Genomic DNA, 14,536 nt, shown 5'->3' on the forward strand with positions numbered 1-14,536 from the left:
GGGACGCGCCGTGGCCAGGATTGGGGAACGGGGGCTGGGCTTCAGGTAAAGCGCGGCGGACGCCGTTCGGCAAATGCGGCAATGCCTTCGGCCGCTTCGGCCCCGGCGCCGGCATCGGCAATGCGCACCACTTCCAGGTCAAGCTGCGTGGCCAGGTCGTTCTGCATGCTGGCCGCGAGCAGGGCGCGCGCGCCGGCAATCGCGCCAACCGGCCCCTGGGCCAGGCGCTCGGCCACCGCCAGGCCTTCGTCAAGCAGCGTCTCTGCCGCCACCACGCGGGTCACCAGGCCGATCTGCGCGGCCTCCTCGGCACCGATGCGGCGGTTGGTCAGGATGATCTCCTGCGCGCGGCGCAGGCCCACCACGCGCGGCAGGGTCCAGCTCATCCCGCCATCGGGCGTCAGGCCCACCATGCCATAAGCCGCGGTGAAATGCGCAGAGGGCACGGCCAAGGCCACGTCGCCCAGGATCGCCAGGCTCAACCCGGCGCCGGCGGCCGGGCCATTGACCAGCGTGACCAGCGGCTTGCCCATGCGCGCCAGGGCCAGCACGGAACGATGCACCGAGCCGGCCAGGGCAAACAGGAACGCCGATGGCCCCTCGCTCGCGCGGCCGAACGAACCCACGTCACCGCCGCCGCAAAAGAGCTTGCCCGTCCCGGTCAGGACCACGCAGCGCACGCTGGCATCGCCCGCCACGCTCGCCACCACCTGCTCCAGCCGGGTGGCCGTGGGCATGTCGAGCGTGTTGCCCGCCGCCGGGCGATTGAGCGTCACGATCGCAACCGCGCCGCGGCGCTCCACCAGAACCAGATCGTCGCTCATGCGCAGGCCTCCATCGCTTCGCGCCCCAGCCGGACCAGGCGCGGAAAGGCTTCCGCGCGCTGCGCCGCCTGGGCATTGGCCGCCGTGCCGCGCAGCACGCGGCCCTTGATGCCGTGAAAGATCGCCGCCAGCCGAAAGAACTGGAACGCGACGTAGAAATCCCAATTGGCAATGCCATCGCGCCCGGTGCGCGCGCAATAGCGGGCGATATAGTCCGCCTCGCTCGGCAGGCCCAGCGGCTGCGGATCGGCCCCACCCAGCCCGGCAACGATATCGCCCGGCATGCGATACATCATCGCATGATAAGCAAAATCAGCAAGCGGATGCCCCAGCGTCGAAAGCTCCCAGTCGAGCACGGCCAGCACGCGCGGCTCCGTCGGGTGAAAGATCATGTTGTCACAGCGGAAATCGCCATGGACCAGGGTGGTCGTGTCATCATCGGGAATGGCCGTGGGCAGCCAGGCGACCAGCGCATCCATGTCGGGATCGCGCCCCGCCAGTTCGTCTTCCAGGTATTGCCGGGTCCAGCGGCCGATCTGCCGGGCGAAATAGTTGCCCGGCTTGCCATAATCGCCCAGCCCCACAGCCACATGATCCACCCCGTGCAGGGCGGCGATCACCCGGTTCATCTCGTCGAAATAGGCAGCGCGCTCGTCCTTGGCCACTTCGGCAAAGCTCGCGTCCCAGAACACGCGGCCATCCACCATGTCCATCACATAGAACGCGCTGCCGATCACGGCATCGTCGTCACACACGCCCAGGATGCGCGCCACCGGCACATCGCTTCCCGCCAGGGCCTGCTGCACCCGCGCCTCGCGCAGCACGTCGTGCGCGCCTTTCAGCACGGTGCCCGGGGGCTTGCGCCGCAAGACATAGCGCGCCGCGGGCGTTTCCAGGCGATAGGTGGGGTTGGACTGGCCGCCGTTGAACTGCGCCACGCGCAGCGGCCCGGCAAAGCCCGCGACATGGGCGGAAAGCCACGCCGCCAGCGCCTGTTCGTCCAGCGCGGTCCGCACCGCACCGACGCCGGCATTGGCTTGGGCAATCTGCGCCGCATCAAGCTGCGCGGGCGGTGCCGATTGCTCAGTGCGCATGGGCCTGCTTCCAATCGCGCTTGATCTTCTTGGCCAGGCTCCACTTGTGCACTTCGGTCGGGCCATCATAGATGCGGAACGCGCGGATTTCGCGGAACACCTGCTCCACGATGGTCTTGTCAGTCACGCCAGTGCCGCCCATAACCTGGACGCAGCGATCGGCCACGCGCATCAGCGCCTCTGACACTGCTACCTTGCTCATGCTGCTTTCGGCCGTGCCCAGGCTGCCGGTATCGAGCACGCTGGCGCACCAGTCGATCATCAGTTCCGCCTGCTTCAGGTCGATCAGGTTTTCGGCCAGCATGAAGCCGACGCCCTCGTGATCGATCAGCGGCTTGCCAAAGGCCATGCGGCGGTTGGCATAGTCGCTGGCGATCTCGTTGGCGCGCTGGCAGGCGCCCAGCCAGCGCATGCAGTGCGACAGGCGCGCGGGCGAAAGGCGGATCTGGGCATATTTGAACCCTTCGCCCGCCTGGCCCAGCATCTGGTCGGCCGGCACGCGCAAGTTTTCGATCGTGACCGTGGCATGGCCGCCGGGCATCGAGCTGTCGATCGTATTGGGCACATGATCGATGCGGATCGCCGGATCGGGCAGATCGACCAGGAACATGCAGGCCCCGCCCGCGCTGTCGGCCTCTTCCGATCGCGCCATGACAATGCCCACTTGCGCGCCATCGGCCCCGGTGATGAAGCACTTGGTGCCGTTGATCACCCAATGGTTGCCGTCCTTGCGACAGGTGGTGATCATCATCGACGGGTCAGACCCGGCGCCTTGCAGCTCGGCCGGCTCGGTCATGAAAAAGGCCGATCGCGCATGGCCTTCGACCATGGGCTTGAGGAAACGCTCGCGCAGCGCAGCGTCGCCCACTTTGCCCAAAAGGTACATGTTGCCCTCATCAGGCGCGGCCGTGTTGCAGGCCAGCGGCCCCAGCGGCGAAAGACCGCTGGCCGCCAGGACCACCGCCGTCTCGCGCTGGGTCAGATGGCCGCCGTCGGGCATGATGTGCGGGGTCAGCACGCCGGCCGCACGGGCCTTTTCACGCAGTTCATGCACCAGCGCATCGGTCGGCGCGCCGTGATGGTCGCGGCGCGGGTCTTGTTCATAGGGCGCGACCACCTCGCGCACAAAGGTTTCCACCTTGCGCGCCAGGTCTTGCGCCGCTGCCATGCCGATCCCGCTCATCACCCTCTCCTTGTGCTTTTGGTCTGGTGTCTGCGCGCTCAGCGCGGGGCCATGCGGATCGCGCCGTCGAGGCGGATAACCTCGCCATTGAGCATGGAATTGCCCACGATCGCTTCCACCAGCTTGGCATATTCGGCCGGCTGGCCCAGGCGGCTGGGGAACGGCACCTGCTGGCCCAGCGAATCCTGTGCATCCTGCGGCAGGCTGGCGAGCATCGGCGTCCAGAAGATGCCCGGCGCAATGGTGTTCACGCGAATGCCAAAGCGGGCCAATTCACGCGCGATCGGCAGCGCCATGGCGGCCACGCCACCCTTGCTGGCGGCATAGGCGGGCTGGCCGATCTGGCCATCGAACGCGGCAACGCTGGCCGTGTTGACGATCACCCCGCGCGCGCCATCGGCATCGAGCGGTTCAGCGTCAAAGATGCGCGCGGCAAACTTGGACAGCACGTTGAACGTGCCGATCAGGTTGATGTTGATGATCTTGGCAAAATCAGCCAGCGGCAGCGGGCTGCCATCGCGGCTCAAGACCTTGGCTGGCGGGGCAATCCCTGCGCAGTTGACCAGGATGCGCGCCTTGCCGTGCACGGCTTCGGCCTGGGCGATAGCATCGCTCACCGATGCCTCGTCGGTCACGTCCACCGTCTTGAACAGGCCGCCGATTTCGGCTGCCTTGGCCTCTCCGGCTGCCGCGTTGAGATCGAACAATGCCACCTTGGCACCGCGCGCGCCGAGCATTTCGGCCGTGGCCGCGCCCAGGCCCGATGCGCCGCCGGTAACGATGGCCGCAAGGCCGTTGATATCCATGAACCTGTCTCCCGAACTCTGTCGATTTGCTGTTGTCTTTAGGATGCTTTGCCGCGCCACCGCACTGGCCGAAACGCTAGCGCGCCTATCCCGCCCCGGTCATCCAGCCAGGGCCCGCGCGATCACCATGCGCTGGATATCCGATGTGCCTTCATAGATCTGGCACACCTTCACATCGCGATAGATCTTGGCCACGCCATATTCTTCGAGATAGCCATAGCCCCCCAGCGTCTGGATCGCGCCGGACACCACCGCCTCTGCCGTTTCCGAGGCGACCAGCTTGGCCATCGAGGCTTCCTGCAGGCAAGGCGCACCGGTCTGCTTGACGGCGGCCGCGTGCAGCACCAGCTGGCGCGCCGCCTCCAGCCGTGCGGCCAGGTCGGCCAGGCGGTGGCCCACGGCCTGGTGGGCGATGATCGGCTGGCCAAAGCTTTTGCGGTCCTTGGCATAGGCCACGGCAATGGCCAGCGCGGCGTCGGCCATGCCGATGCACTGCGCGGCAATGCCGATGCGCCCTGCTTCCAGGTTGGACAGCGCGATGCGATAGCCCTGCCCAGGCGCGCCCAGCACCATGTCATCTGGCACGAACACATCGTCAAACCGGATCGCGCAGGTATCCGATGCCCACTGCCCCAGCTTGTGCTCCACCTTGTCCACCACATAGCCGGGGCTGTCGGTGGGCACGAGCAAGGCGGTGATCCCCTTCTTGCCGGCGGCCGGGTCACTGGCGGCAAAGACGATCGCCACCTTGCCGATGCGGCCGTTGGAAATGAACTGCTTGGCACCGTTGAGCGACCAGCCACCGTCCACCCGCGTGGCGCGCGTGCGCAGCGCTGACGCATCCGATCCGGCATCGGCCTCGGTCAGGGCAAAGGCGCCCGTGGCCCGTCCGGCCACCAGATCGGGCAGGAAGCGTTCGCACTGCGCGGCACTGCCATAGGCAAGGATGCCGGCCACGATCAGGCTGTTGTGGATCGATACGATCGTCGAAAGCGCCCCATCGCCCGCCGCAATCTCGATCAGCGCCAGGGCATAGGACACCGCATCGAGCCCCACGCCGCCTTCGCTTTCCGGCGCAGTCATGCCCATCAGGCCCAGTTGCGCCATCTGCGCGAACAGGTCGGGGGGATAGCCACCCGCTTCCTCGAACGCGCGGGTGTGCGGGCGCAGCTGCTCCTGGGCAAAGGCGCGGACCATGTCACGCACGGCGGTCTGGGTTTCGTCGAGAATCATGGATACTGACCGGACTATTGTTTACTCACGAGTAGATTGCCTTCTGTCTGGTATCATGTCAACACGGCGTTGCAGCCGATGGAGCCGAAAAGTTGCCGCCAGCCGATTCCCCGTTTCAATCCCCGCAACAGCGCAGCAAGGCGCGCGCCGCCAAGCGCGAGGCCGTGCTGCGCGCGGCGGTGCAGATGTTCAACGAACGCGGCTTTCACCAGACCTCGCTGGATGACGTGGCGGCCAGCCTGGGGATCTCCAAGCCGACGATCTATCACTACCTCGGCAACAAGGATCAGGTGCTGCTCGAATGCGTGACGATCGGCCTGTCGCAATTGCTCGAAGCGGCCGAGCAGGCGCGCGAGACCGACGGCAACGGGGCCGAACGGCTGCGCCTGTTCCTGACGCGCTATGCCCAGGTCAACATGGACGATTTCGGCCGCTGCGTGGTGCGCACCGGGGCCGAAGCACTGGGCCCTGACAGCCGCGCCCAGTTCCAGGCGCTCAAGCGCAAGATCGACAGCGCCATGCGCGAACTGATCGAGGAAGGCGTGGCCGATGGCTCGCTGGCGCCGACCAACACCAAGCTGCTGGGCTTTGCCCTGGCCGGCGCGCTCAACTGGCCGGGCCGCTGGCACGATCCCCAGGGCGAATTGCCCCCGGCGCGCATTGCCGAAGAACTGGTTGCCATGCTCGCGCAGGGTTTTCTGCCGCGCTAGGCGCTCGGCCGTTCCGCTCCCCGGCGCCACAGGCGCGGATCAGCCAGGTGGATCGGCAGTGACAGCGCCAGTGGCAGTGCGATCCACGGCCAGGGCGCACCGACCAGCGCGGCGCGCAGGCCCAGCACGATCAGGGCCGCCGGGCCAAGCACCACCAGCACCAGGCCCAACCCGCGCCCGCGCGTCAGCAGCCAGACCGCCTCCACCACCAGCGCCGCGAGCATCACATCGGCAGCATGGCCACTGGCGAAATAGGCGCCCATCTTGCCTGCCCTAGAACGGGCCGTTCAATTGAACGACCTGCCAGTTAAGCATGCCAGCCACGCTCACCCACGCTAGGTAAGGCAGCAGCAGCACGGCCGCCAGGCGCGAGATGCGCAGGCAATAAAGGATCAGCACCGCGATCGAGCACCACAGCGCGACCAGCTCGAAAAAGGCCCAGTCCGGCCGCTGCAAGCGAAAGAACAGCAGGCTCCACAAGATGTTGAGAAAGCCGTTGAGGGCAAACAGCCCGATCACCGTGTCAGACGTGCGCACATCACGCGCCGCGCGCCAGGCATTGACCCCGGCGGTTGCCGCCAGGGCAAAGATCACCGTCCAGGCGATCGGAAACACCGGGCGCGGCGGGGTGAACGCCGGCTTGTGCAGCGCTTCATACCATGGCCCAAGGTCGGTGATCGTGCCGCCCAGCAGCGCGACCACCAGCGCCGCGACCACGGCGATGCCCACGGGCATGGCCCAGGGCCGGCTCATGGCGCGGGGCTTTCATGAGCCGGCCGGGCCAGGCCGAGCAGGTGCGCGCAATCTTTCAGGAAAATGCGCAAGTGCGCCATGGGTCGCTGCCGCACCAGTCGCTTGTTCATATAGGCCTGCCAGGTGAGTTGCTGCACATCGCGATCGGCGCACATCGCCACAAAGCGCTCGCGGCGCTTGTCGCTGGAATACCAGAAATACTGCATCATCCCGAGAATCCAGAACACACGGCCATGCGCGCGCAGGAACGTGCGCCGCGCCTGGCGCAAGACCGCGGGATTGCCACAGGCCAGGAATTCCAGCGCGGTCTGCGCGGCAATGCGCCCGCCGGCCATGGCATAATAGATCCCCTCGCCCGAAGCCGGCGCCACCACCCCGGCAGCGTCGCCCGCCAACAGCACATCGCGCCCGTTGTCCCAGCGGCGTAGCGGCTTGAGCGGGATCGGCGCCCCTTCGCGGCGGATCGTCTCGCAGCGGGAAAGGCCCATGTCCTGGCGCATCAATGCCACCGACTGGCGCAGCGAAAAGCCCTTGCGCGCCGATCCCACGCCGATGCTGGCGGTTTCGCCATGGGGAAAGACCCAGCCATAGAAATCGGGCGAGACGCGGCCCTGATAGAGCACGTCGCAACGCGTGGCGTCGAAATCCTGCCCGCCAGCGACGCCTTGCGCGGTGGCCGGCGCGCGGATCACCTCGTGATAGGCAAAGACGCAAGGGTTGCGTTCCGCTCCCGGCACATGCGCGCGGGCCACGGCAGAGCGGGCGCCGTCGGCCCCGATCACCAGCCGGGCGCGCACCCGTTGCATCGCGCCGCCGCGCGTGGCGCGATAGCGCACGATCGCCCCGCCGTCCGCGTCGCGCTCCAGGCTGTCATAGGTGCCGGTACGCCGCACCGCACCGGCGGTGGCGGCACGGTGGCGTAGCCATTCGTCAAACACCTCGCGATCGACCATGCCGACATAGCCGATCTCGCCCACCGGCATGTCCACCGCGCGGCGCGAAGGCGCCACCATGCGCGCGGCGCGCGCCCGCGCCACCAGCAGCGATTGCGGCACCTCGAACTCTTCCAGCAGGCGCGGCGGTACCGCCCCTCCACACGGCTTGATCCGCCCGCCGCGATCGAGCAGCAGCACCGAACGCCCGGCGCGCGCCAGGTCCCAGGCCGTGGTGGCGCCACACGGGCCACCGCCGATCACCACGACATCGAATTGCTCTATCGGGTTCATATCGCCACAGACCTCAGGCTGACGACCGGCCGGGCCACGCCGCGCGTGCGCATGGCCAGGAGCGCGGAATAAAGGAACAATCCCGCCTCGGCGGCAAAGATCAGGGCAAAGGCCTTGCCCGGCGTGCCAAACGCGCCGCGCGCCACATCGACGCCCAGCGCGCCGATCAGTCCACCCAGGCCAAAGGCAATGGCCTGCGCCGTACCCCACACCCCCATGCGCACCCCTTCACCCTGGCGGCGGCCGGCACCGGCCAGGCCCATCATCGATCCGATGGCGGACACGGCAAAGGCGCCGTTGCACAGGCCCAAGAAGGCAATATTGGCCGCGATCGGCCAGCCCGGGCCAACCCAGGCAGCCATGGCCAGCCCGGCCAGCGCCACGGCCGAACCCAGGCAGCCGACCATGGTCCAGCTGCGCAGCTCGATCGGCAGGCGCCCGCGAAATGCGCTGCCGCCCACGCCGGTTGCAATCATGCCGATCAGCACGCCGCCGTTCTGCAAGCCCGAGAGGCTGGTCGATTGCCCCGGCGTCATCGCAAAGACCAGGCCGGTGAACGGCTCCAGGATCAGATCCTGCATGCTGTAGGCCAGCATCGAGACGAAGATGAACAGGGTAAAGCGCCGCGCTTCATCATCAGCGAAAATCTCGGCCAGCGCCTCCTTGAGCGAGAGCGGCGGCCCGGCCACTGGCGCCGCGCTGGCAAAAAGCAGTGGCCCGCGCCCCTCCAGGCGGAACGTGGCCAGCACCGTGACGAGCAGCGCCACGCCCACCACGCCAGCAGAAACGGCGGTCAGCCGCTGTTCGGAATAGGGATCGAGCAGCGCCCCGGCCGTGCCAGCCGCCACCACGATGCCAAAAACCATCATGATCCAAGTGACGGCAGCCGCCGCCGCGCGCCGTTCCGGCGCCACGCCGGTGGCCAGCAGCGCCAACACCGAGGTGCCCGCCGCGCCCACGCCGGCGCCGATCAGGGTAAAGGCAAAGACCGACAGGGCGATGCCCTTGACGCGCGATTCATCGAGCATGGTCACGCCATGCACCGCCAACAGCGCGCCCAGGCCCAGCGTGACCATGCCGGCCAGGATCCACGGCGTGCGCCGCCGGCCGATGTCCGATCCATGGCCCCACAGCGGGCGCGACAGCTGCACGCCATAATGCCAGGCCACCAGCCCGGCCGGGATGCCGGCAGCAAGGCCATATTCCAGCACCATCAGGCGGTTGAGCAAAGAGGTTGCCAACATGGTGATCGCCCCGATCGCCGCCTGCACCGCGCCCAGGCGCAGGATGGACCACCAGCCGAACGCGTGCTGTCTCACAGGTATCCTCCCAGGCCGAGCGCGGCGGCCATCATGCCAAAGACATAGAGCGACACGCCGGTGGCGTTGTACCAGGGCGCGCGCGCCGCCGGATCGGCCACCAGCCGCGGCATCAGCGCCAGTTGCGCGGCCAGCAGCACCGCCACGGCCAGCGCCGGCAAGGCCAGATGCCAGCGCCACAGCAGCACCACGACCACCCCCTGCGGCACGGCCATCACCACGCTGGCCAGCAAGGCCGCGCGGCGTTCGCCCAGGATCACCGGCAAGGAGCGCAGCCCGGTCAGCCGATCACCGACCACAGCCTTGAAATCATTAAGTGTCATGATGCCATGCGCGCCCAGGCTATAGAGCGCCAAGACCGCCAGCACCCGGCCCGAGGGCAGCGCCCCGGCCATCACCGCCGCCCCGGTAAACCAGCTCAACCCTTCATAGCTGAGCGCCACCACCGCCGGGCCGATCCAGCCGCTGGTCTTGAACCGCAAGGGCGGCGCGCTGTAGGCCCAGGCGCAAGCGAGGCCCAGCGCCGTGGCCGCCAGCACCCATGGCCCGGTGAGCGCCGCCACCAGCAGCGATACGCCGCTCCAGATGATCGCGATGGCCAGGCCCCAGCGCCCGGCGATGCGGCCGGAGGGGATCGGGCGGTGCGGCTCGTTGATGGCATCGACATGGCGATCGAACCAGTCGTTCACCGCCTGGCTGGTGCCACATACCAGCGGGCCGGCCAGCGCAATGCCCGCGATCAGGAAAGACCAGCGCGAGGCAACCGGCACGCCCGATGACAGCACGCCGCACACCATCGCCCACATCGGCGGAAACCAGGTGATCGGCTTGAGCAGGGTGACAACGTCCCGGAGCGCCGGAAGTGGCGCCATCGCGGGAAAGGCAGCAGAGCGAGCCATGGCCGAAGACTACGCCCATGGCGCGCCATGCGTCAAATTAAATTGACAGAATTTATGTCAATCTTCCGCGTCAGCCATGTTGCCCAAGCCATAGCGATGCAGCTTGGAATAGAGGCTCTGGCGGCTCAGCCCGAGGATCTCGGCGGCCGAGGCGCGGTTGTTCGAGGTATATTCCAGCGCCGCCTCGATACACAGCCGCTCGATCAGGTCGGTACTCTCGCGCACGATGTCGCGCAGCGACATGCGGCCGACCAGTTCGGTCAGCTGTTCGACCGAACGCGGCGAGTCGCTGGTGGTCGGCAGATCGCGCAGGCGGCGGCCGATCGGGCGGATGACGAAGCCATAGCAGATCTGGTCGCTACCAGTGCGCACGGCCGAAAGCTCGACCGGCTCGCCTTCAAAGCCATCGCTGGCGCCCACCACGGTCACCACGTTGCGGGCGCTGTCGTGCTTGGTCAACTGGCCCTCGATCAGGTCCAGGTCGATACCCGGCCGACCGACGTAGTCGCCCAGCGGCTGGCCGCGCAGCTGTTCGGCGCTGGCGGCAGCCACAAGTTCGACAAACGCGGCATTGGCCTCGCGAATGATCATGGCGGCGTCGGTTAAAACAAAGGCATCGGGCATCGCCTCGATCACCCGCACCGTCACCCCGGCATCCGGCCGCGCCGCGCCAACCGGGCTGGACAGCCGCACCAGAATGAACTGGCCGCCGCGTTCGCGGAAACCGCTGGCGGAAATCTGCACCTTTTCGCCATCATGGGCGAGCGCGGCATCGAGCGGCTGCAGCCCGTGCGACACCATCGCCGATCCCAGGAACGCAATGATGTGTTCGCGCGCGGCATTGGCAAACAGCGCGGTCAGCTTGCCACCCTGCAACGATCCGGGCCGGCTGTGGAACGCGCGATGCGCGGCCTGGTTCGCCTCGCGGATGCGGAACCCGTCGGCATCGACGATCAGCACCGGCTCCACAGACTGTTCAAACAGCAGGCGATAGCGCGCCTCAATCTGGCGCAGGCGGATATAATCGCGTTCAAGCGACTGCTGCGCCTGCAACAGGCGCTGCTGCAGCGCGGCTTCGTCGCGCATGTCGCGGCCAATGGCGATGCAGCCTTGGCCGCCCGCGCCCAGGCTGACCGTGACGAAGCGCACGGGAATGTCCCCCTCGCCCGACAGCAGGTTGACCTGGCGCCAGTGCTGGGTCACGCCCTTGCGCATCCCGGCGAGCATTTCCATCACCTTGGGCCGGCTTTCGATAGTGACCGTGTCCAGCCATTCGCGGCCAACCCAGCTGCCTGCTTCGGGAAATTCGCGGGGATCGGCCGATACGTCAACGATGCGGCCATCCGCGTCCAGGATCAGCGCAATCTCGCCCGAGACCATCGCCAGGCGGGCAGCGGCATCACCGGCCAGCGCGGCAAAATGCCGGGTGGCAGAGGTGAAAGGCAGTTTGCCTTCGATGCTGTTCCTGCGGCTGGACATGGGCGTGGCCAGCTATGCGCCGAAGCGGGCGGGCAACGCCTGCATCGGCACCAGGCGCTCGGCCAGATCAAGCGCGCCACAGGCATCCTGTGCGCTGCCATCGGCACCGACCTCGTCGACGAGCGCGGGATTGGCGTTCACCATTCTTCCACCAATGAGAATCTTCAGATCGGGCGATCGCGACACACTGCGCATGGCGGAAATCAGGCTCGCAAGCTTTGCGTTAGGACAATCACAACTGATGGTCAAGCCGACCAGATCCACGCTGTGATCGGCAATATTCTGCAGCAACTCCTTGCGCTCCGGGTCGATCAAAACCTCGGTCTGCCAGCCGGCGCGGGCGAATACTTCCTCCACCATCAGCGCGCCAAAGCTGTGCGGATCGCCAGGGATCGGCGCGAACAGGGCCGAGCGCGTGCGAAACGGCACGGCGCGCGGCGGCGGATAGCGCATGGTCACCTCGCGCATCACTTCCTGCAGCCGCCACAGGCCCATCGTCACATCGACGAAATCGCAATCATCGTCTTCCCAGTGCTTTCCCAGGCGCCGCGCCGATGGCGCCAGCAAATCGACGAACACAGATTCGACGCAGGCCCCGCGCGCCAGGATGCTTTCCACCAAGGCCAGCAGTTCATCCGCTTCGAGCTGCAGCGGCAGCGAGGCAAAGCGCGCCGCCTCGGCCGCGTCCACCTTGGCCGTGCCTTGTGCGGCGATGCGCGGCACCGGGCCATGGGACTGGGCCATGAGCAGGCGGGGAATGATATGTTCGCTGATCAGGGCATCAACGGCTGCGGGGGGGAAGGCCCGCGCACTATCGCGCGCCTTGGCCATGGTTCGGCCGGATGCGGCGTTGCGGCCGTCCTTGGCGCGCGGGGCCCCTTCCCCACGACCGGCCCGCTTTGCCGCGCCTGCACCTAAAACAGTAGCCATGTCAGACCCCTCCGGTCCGGTTTGGCGCAGATCGCGCCTTGCCCGGACTGCGGCATCGATACGGCCACTGCTGTTCGGGACCATGAGCCTACGCCCTTTTCGGCGATCTGACAAACGGCAAAGTGTCATATTTTCTTGTCGTCAAGTTTGATTGACACTTGTGCGAAGTGAGGCGTAGTCTCCCCTCAACAACAAAGGTGAGCATCGACACATGAGAGGGGATGCGATCAGTTCCGGCACCACAAGTGCGAACGGTCAGGGCCGCCAGCCACGGCGCAAGCTCTACACCGCGCAAGAGCGGGCGCGCCGCGACTCGACTCGCTGGACCCTGGTGCAAGGCCTGCTCGCCCCGTTCCAGTTCTTCGTCTTCCTCACCAGCCTCGCCCTCGTCCTGCACAGCCTGGTGACGCACACCGGCACGGCCGCCGCCGATACCTCGGTCGTGGTCAAGACGCTGACGCTCTATGCCATCATGATCACTGGCTCGATCTGGGAAAAGGTCGTGTTCGGGCGCTGGCTGTTTGCTCCGGCATTCTTCTGGGAAGACGTGTTCTCGATGCTGGTGATCGGCCTGCACACCGCCTACCTGGCGATGCTGCTGGGCGGCAGCGGCACGTTCGAACAGCGCATGTACGTCGCTCTTGCCGGCTATGCCGCATACCTCGTCAATGCCGGACAATTCCTGCTCAAACTGCGCGCCGCCCGGCTCGATGCAGAGCGCGACGGTCAGCCCGGCCTGGCCCATTCTCCGATGGCCACATCATGAGCGGCGAAACCGGCCTTGCCCCCGCAATCGCCCCGACCGACACCGGCTGCGCCGATGCACCCGTGCTGCGCGAACGCGGACAGCGCGCGGTGTTCTGCGGGTTGACCGGGATCGTGTGGCTGCACCGCAAGATGCAGGATGCGTTCTTCCTGGTGGTCGGCTCGCGCACCTGCGCCCATCTGCTGCAATCGGCGGCCGGGGTGATGATCTTTGCCGAGCCGCGCTTTGCCACCGCGATCATCGAGGAACGCGACCTGGCCGGCATGGCCGATTGCCATGACGAACTCGATCGCATCGTCGCGCAATTGCTCGCGCGGCGCCCGGAAATCCGCACCCTGTTCCTGGTCGGCTCGTGCCCGTCCGAAGTCATCAAGCTCGATCTGGGCAAGGCGGCGCAACGGCTCGACCGCACGCTCGGCACGCACAGCGGCGCCGCGATGGGCACCCGTGTGCTGCACTATTCGGGCAGCGGGATCGAAACGACTTTTACCGAGGGCGAAGACGCCTGCCTCGCCGCCCTGGTGCCGCATATGCCGGCCGCCAGCGCCGGGACCGCACCTGCGCTGCTGGTCGTCGGCACGCTGCCCGATGTGGTGGAAGACCAGTTCCGCCGCCTGTTTACCGAACTCGGCATCGATCAGGTCGGCTGGCTGCCCGCACGCCAACTGGCCGATCTGCCCGCCGTGGGCGCCCATACCCGCTTCTTGCTGGCACAGCCGTTCCTGGGCGAAACCGTGCGCGCTCTGCAGAATCGCGGCGCGCGGCATCTGCCCGCGCTGTTCCCGTTCGGGGCAGAGGGCACGACCGAGTGGCTGCGCGCCGCGGCCGATGCCTTTGGCGTGTGCCCAATGCAGTTCAACCGCGTGGCGGCACCGGGCCGCGAACGCGCCAAGCGCGCCATCGCCCATAGCCAGGATCGCCTGCGCGGCAAGCGCATCACCTTCCTGCCGGATTCGCAGCTGGAAGTGCCGCTGGCGCGCTTCCTCGCCACCGAACTCGGCATGGTGCCGGTGGAAGTGGGCACGCCCTATCTGCACCGCGAGCTGATGGCGCGCGAACTGCCGCTGCTGCCCAGCGCCACGCGGATCAGCGAAGGCCAGCATCTCGATCGCCAGCTTGACCGCGTGCGCGCCGATCGCCCCGATCTCACCGTCTGCGGCCTGGGCCTGGCCAATCCGCTCGAAGCCGAAGGGCTGTCCACCAAGTGGGCCATCGAACTGGTCTTCTCGCCCATCCACGGGTTCGACCAGGCCGGAGACCTTGCCGATCTTTTCGCCCGGCCGCTGCGCCGCCGCGACGTGTTGAGGGTATAGC

General features: G+C 67.3%; 15 protein-coding genes. 3 read left to right on the top strand and 12 right to left on the bottom strand.

The features are described 5' to 3' along the window. Window positions 1-41: 41 nt before the first annotated feature. The 5 genes from IP65_RS08260 to IP65_RS08280 form a co-directional block, all read right to left on the bottom strand. A complete protein-coding gene (locus IP65_RS08260) occupies window positions 42-824 on the bottom strand; it encodes an enoyl-CoA hydratase/isomerase family protein (protein ID WP_054131391.1) in 783 nt (260 codons plus the stop codon). Further along, the gene (locus IP65_RS08265) at window positions 821-1,918 is read right to left on the bottom strand and encodes a phosphotransferase family protein (RefSeq protein WP_022678330.1); all 1,098 of its coding nucleotides are present in this window, start codon (window positions 1,916-1,918) and stop codon (window positions 821-823) included. Before IP65_RS08265 ends, IP65_RS08260 begins: the two co-directional genes overlap by 4 nt. Then, on the bottom strand, window positions 1,908-3,101 hold the full coding sequence (locus IP65_RS08270; protein WP_022678331.1) for an acyl-CoA dehydrogenase family protein: 1,194 nt from the start codon (window positions 3,099-3,101) through the stop codon (window positions 1,908-1,910). Before IP65_RS08270 ends, IP65_RS08265 begins: the two co-directional genes overlap by 11 nt. 38 nt (window positions 3,102-3,139) lie before the next feature. Further along, window positions 3,140-3,907, bottom strand: a complete 768-nt coding sequence (locus IP65_RS08275) for an SDR family NAD(P)-dependent oxidoreductase (RefSeq protein WP_054131392.1) — start codon at window positions 3,905-3,907, stop codon at window positions 3,140-3,142. 99 nt (window positions 3,908-4,006) lie between these two features. Then, complete coding sequence (locus IP65_RS08280) at window positions 4,007-5,140, bottom strand: acyl-CoA dehydrogenase family protein (protein ID WP_054131393.1); 1,134 nt, start codon at window positions 5,138-5,140, stop codon at window positions 4,007-4,009. Window positions 5,141-5,232: 92 nt separating this feature from the next. Here IP65_RS08280 and IP65_RS08285 point away from each other — a divergent pair, with 92 nt between their 5' ends. Next, window positions 5,233-5,850 carry a TetR/AcrR family transcriptional regulator gene (locus IP65_RS08285; protein ID WP_054131394.1) on the top strand — a complete coding sequence of 206 codons (618 nt, stop codon included), beginning with the start codon at window positions 5,233-5,235 and terminating at the stop codon, window positions 5,848-5,850. Here the strand turns inward: IP65_RS08285 and IP65_RS08290 are convergent. The 7 genes from IP65_RS08290 to IP65_RS08320 are packed head-to-tail and all read right to left on the bottom strand — an operon-like array spanning window position 5,847 to window position 12,456. Beyond that, complete coding sequence (locus tag IP65_RS08290) at window positions 5,847-6,113, bottom strand: hypothetical protein (RefSeq protein WP_054131395.1); 267 nt, start codon at window positions 6,111-6,113, stop codon at window positions 5,847-5,849. The genes IP65_RS08285 and IP65_RS08290 overlap by 4 nt on opposite strands. 10 nt (window positions 6,114-6,123) lie before the next feature. Further along, window positions 6,124-6,603: a TspO/MBR family protein gene (locus IP65_RS08295; RefSeq protein ID WP_082349952.1), complete on the bottom strand. Its 480-nt coding sequence runs from the start codon at window positions 6,601-6,603 to the stop codon at window positions 6,124-6,126. Next, complete coding sequence (locus tag IP65_RS08300; RefSeq protein ID WP_054131396.1) at window positions 6,600-7,829, bottom strand: geranylgeranyl diphosphate reductase; 1,230 nt, start codon at window positions 7,827-7,829, stop codon at window positions 6,600-6,602. Before IP65_RS08300 ends, IP65_RS08295 begins: the two co-directional genes overlap by 4 nt. Beyond that, window positions 7,826-9,148: a BCD family MFS transporter gene (locus IP65_RS08305; RefSeq protein ID WP_054131397.1), complete on the bottom strand. Its 1,323-nt coding sequence runs from the start codon at window positions 9,146-9,148 to the stop codon at window positions 7,826-7,828. The genes IP65_RS08300 and IP65_RS08305 overlap by 4 nt, the downstream gene beginning before the upstream one ends. After that, the gene (gene chlG, locus IP65_RS08310; protein ID WP_054131398.1) at window positions 9,145-10,047 is read right to left on the bottom strand and encodes a chlorophyll synthase ChlG; all 903 of its coding nucleotides are present in this window, start codon (window positions 10,045-10,047) and stop codon (window positions 9,145-9,147) included. The genes IP65_RS08305 and chlG overlap by 4 nt, the downstream gene beginning before the upstream one ends. Window positions 10,048-10,104: 57 nt before the next feature. After that, a complete protein-coding gene (ppsR, locus tag IP65_RS08315; protein ID WP_022677449.1) occupies window positions 10,105-11,526 on the bottom strand; it encodes a transcriptional regulator PpsR in 1,422 nt (473 codons plus the stop codon). Window positions 11,527-11,538: 12 nt separating this feature from the next. After that, a complete protein-coding gene (locus IP65_RS08320; protein ID WP_082209216.1) occupies window positions 11,539-12,456 on the bottom strand; it encodes a B12-binding domain-containing protein in 918 nt (305 codons plus the stop codon). A 211-nt stretch (window positions 12,457-12,667) separates the two neighbouring features. Between IP65_RS08320 and bchF the strand changes: the two genes are divergently transcribed. Together bchF and IP65_RS08330 are read left to right on the top strand one after the other, a co-directional pair. Continuing rightward, window positions 12,668-13,222 carry a 2-vinyl bacteriochlorophyllide hydratase gene (gene bchF, locus IP65_RS08325; RefSeq protein WP_022677447.1) on the top strand — a complete coding sequence of 185 codons (555 nt, stop codon included), beginning with the start codon at window positions 12,668-12,670 and terminating at the stop codon, window positions 13,220-13,222. Beyond that, window positions 13,219-14,535, top strand: coding sequence for a ferredoxin:protochlorophyllide reductase (ATP-dependent) subunit N (locus tag IP65_RS08330; RefSeq protein ID WP_022677446.1), 1,317 nt, complete (start codon window positions 13,219-13,221; stop codon window positions 14,533-14,535). Before bchF ends, IP65_RS08330 begins: the two co-directional genes overlap by 4 nt. Window position 14,536 lies beyond the last annotated feature (1 nt).

This window comes from Novosphingobium sp. AAP1 (genome assembly GCF_001295765.1).
In the GTDB taxonomy this organism is placed as follows: Bacteria; Pseudomonadota; Alphaproteobacteria; order Sphingomonadales; family Sphingomonadaceae; genus Novosphingobium; species Novosphingobium capsulatum.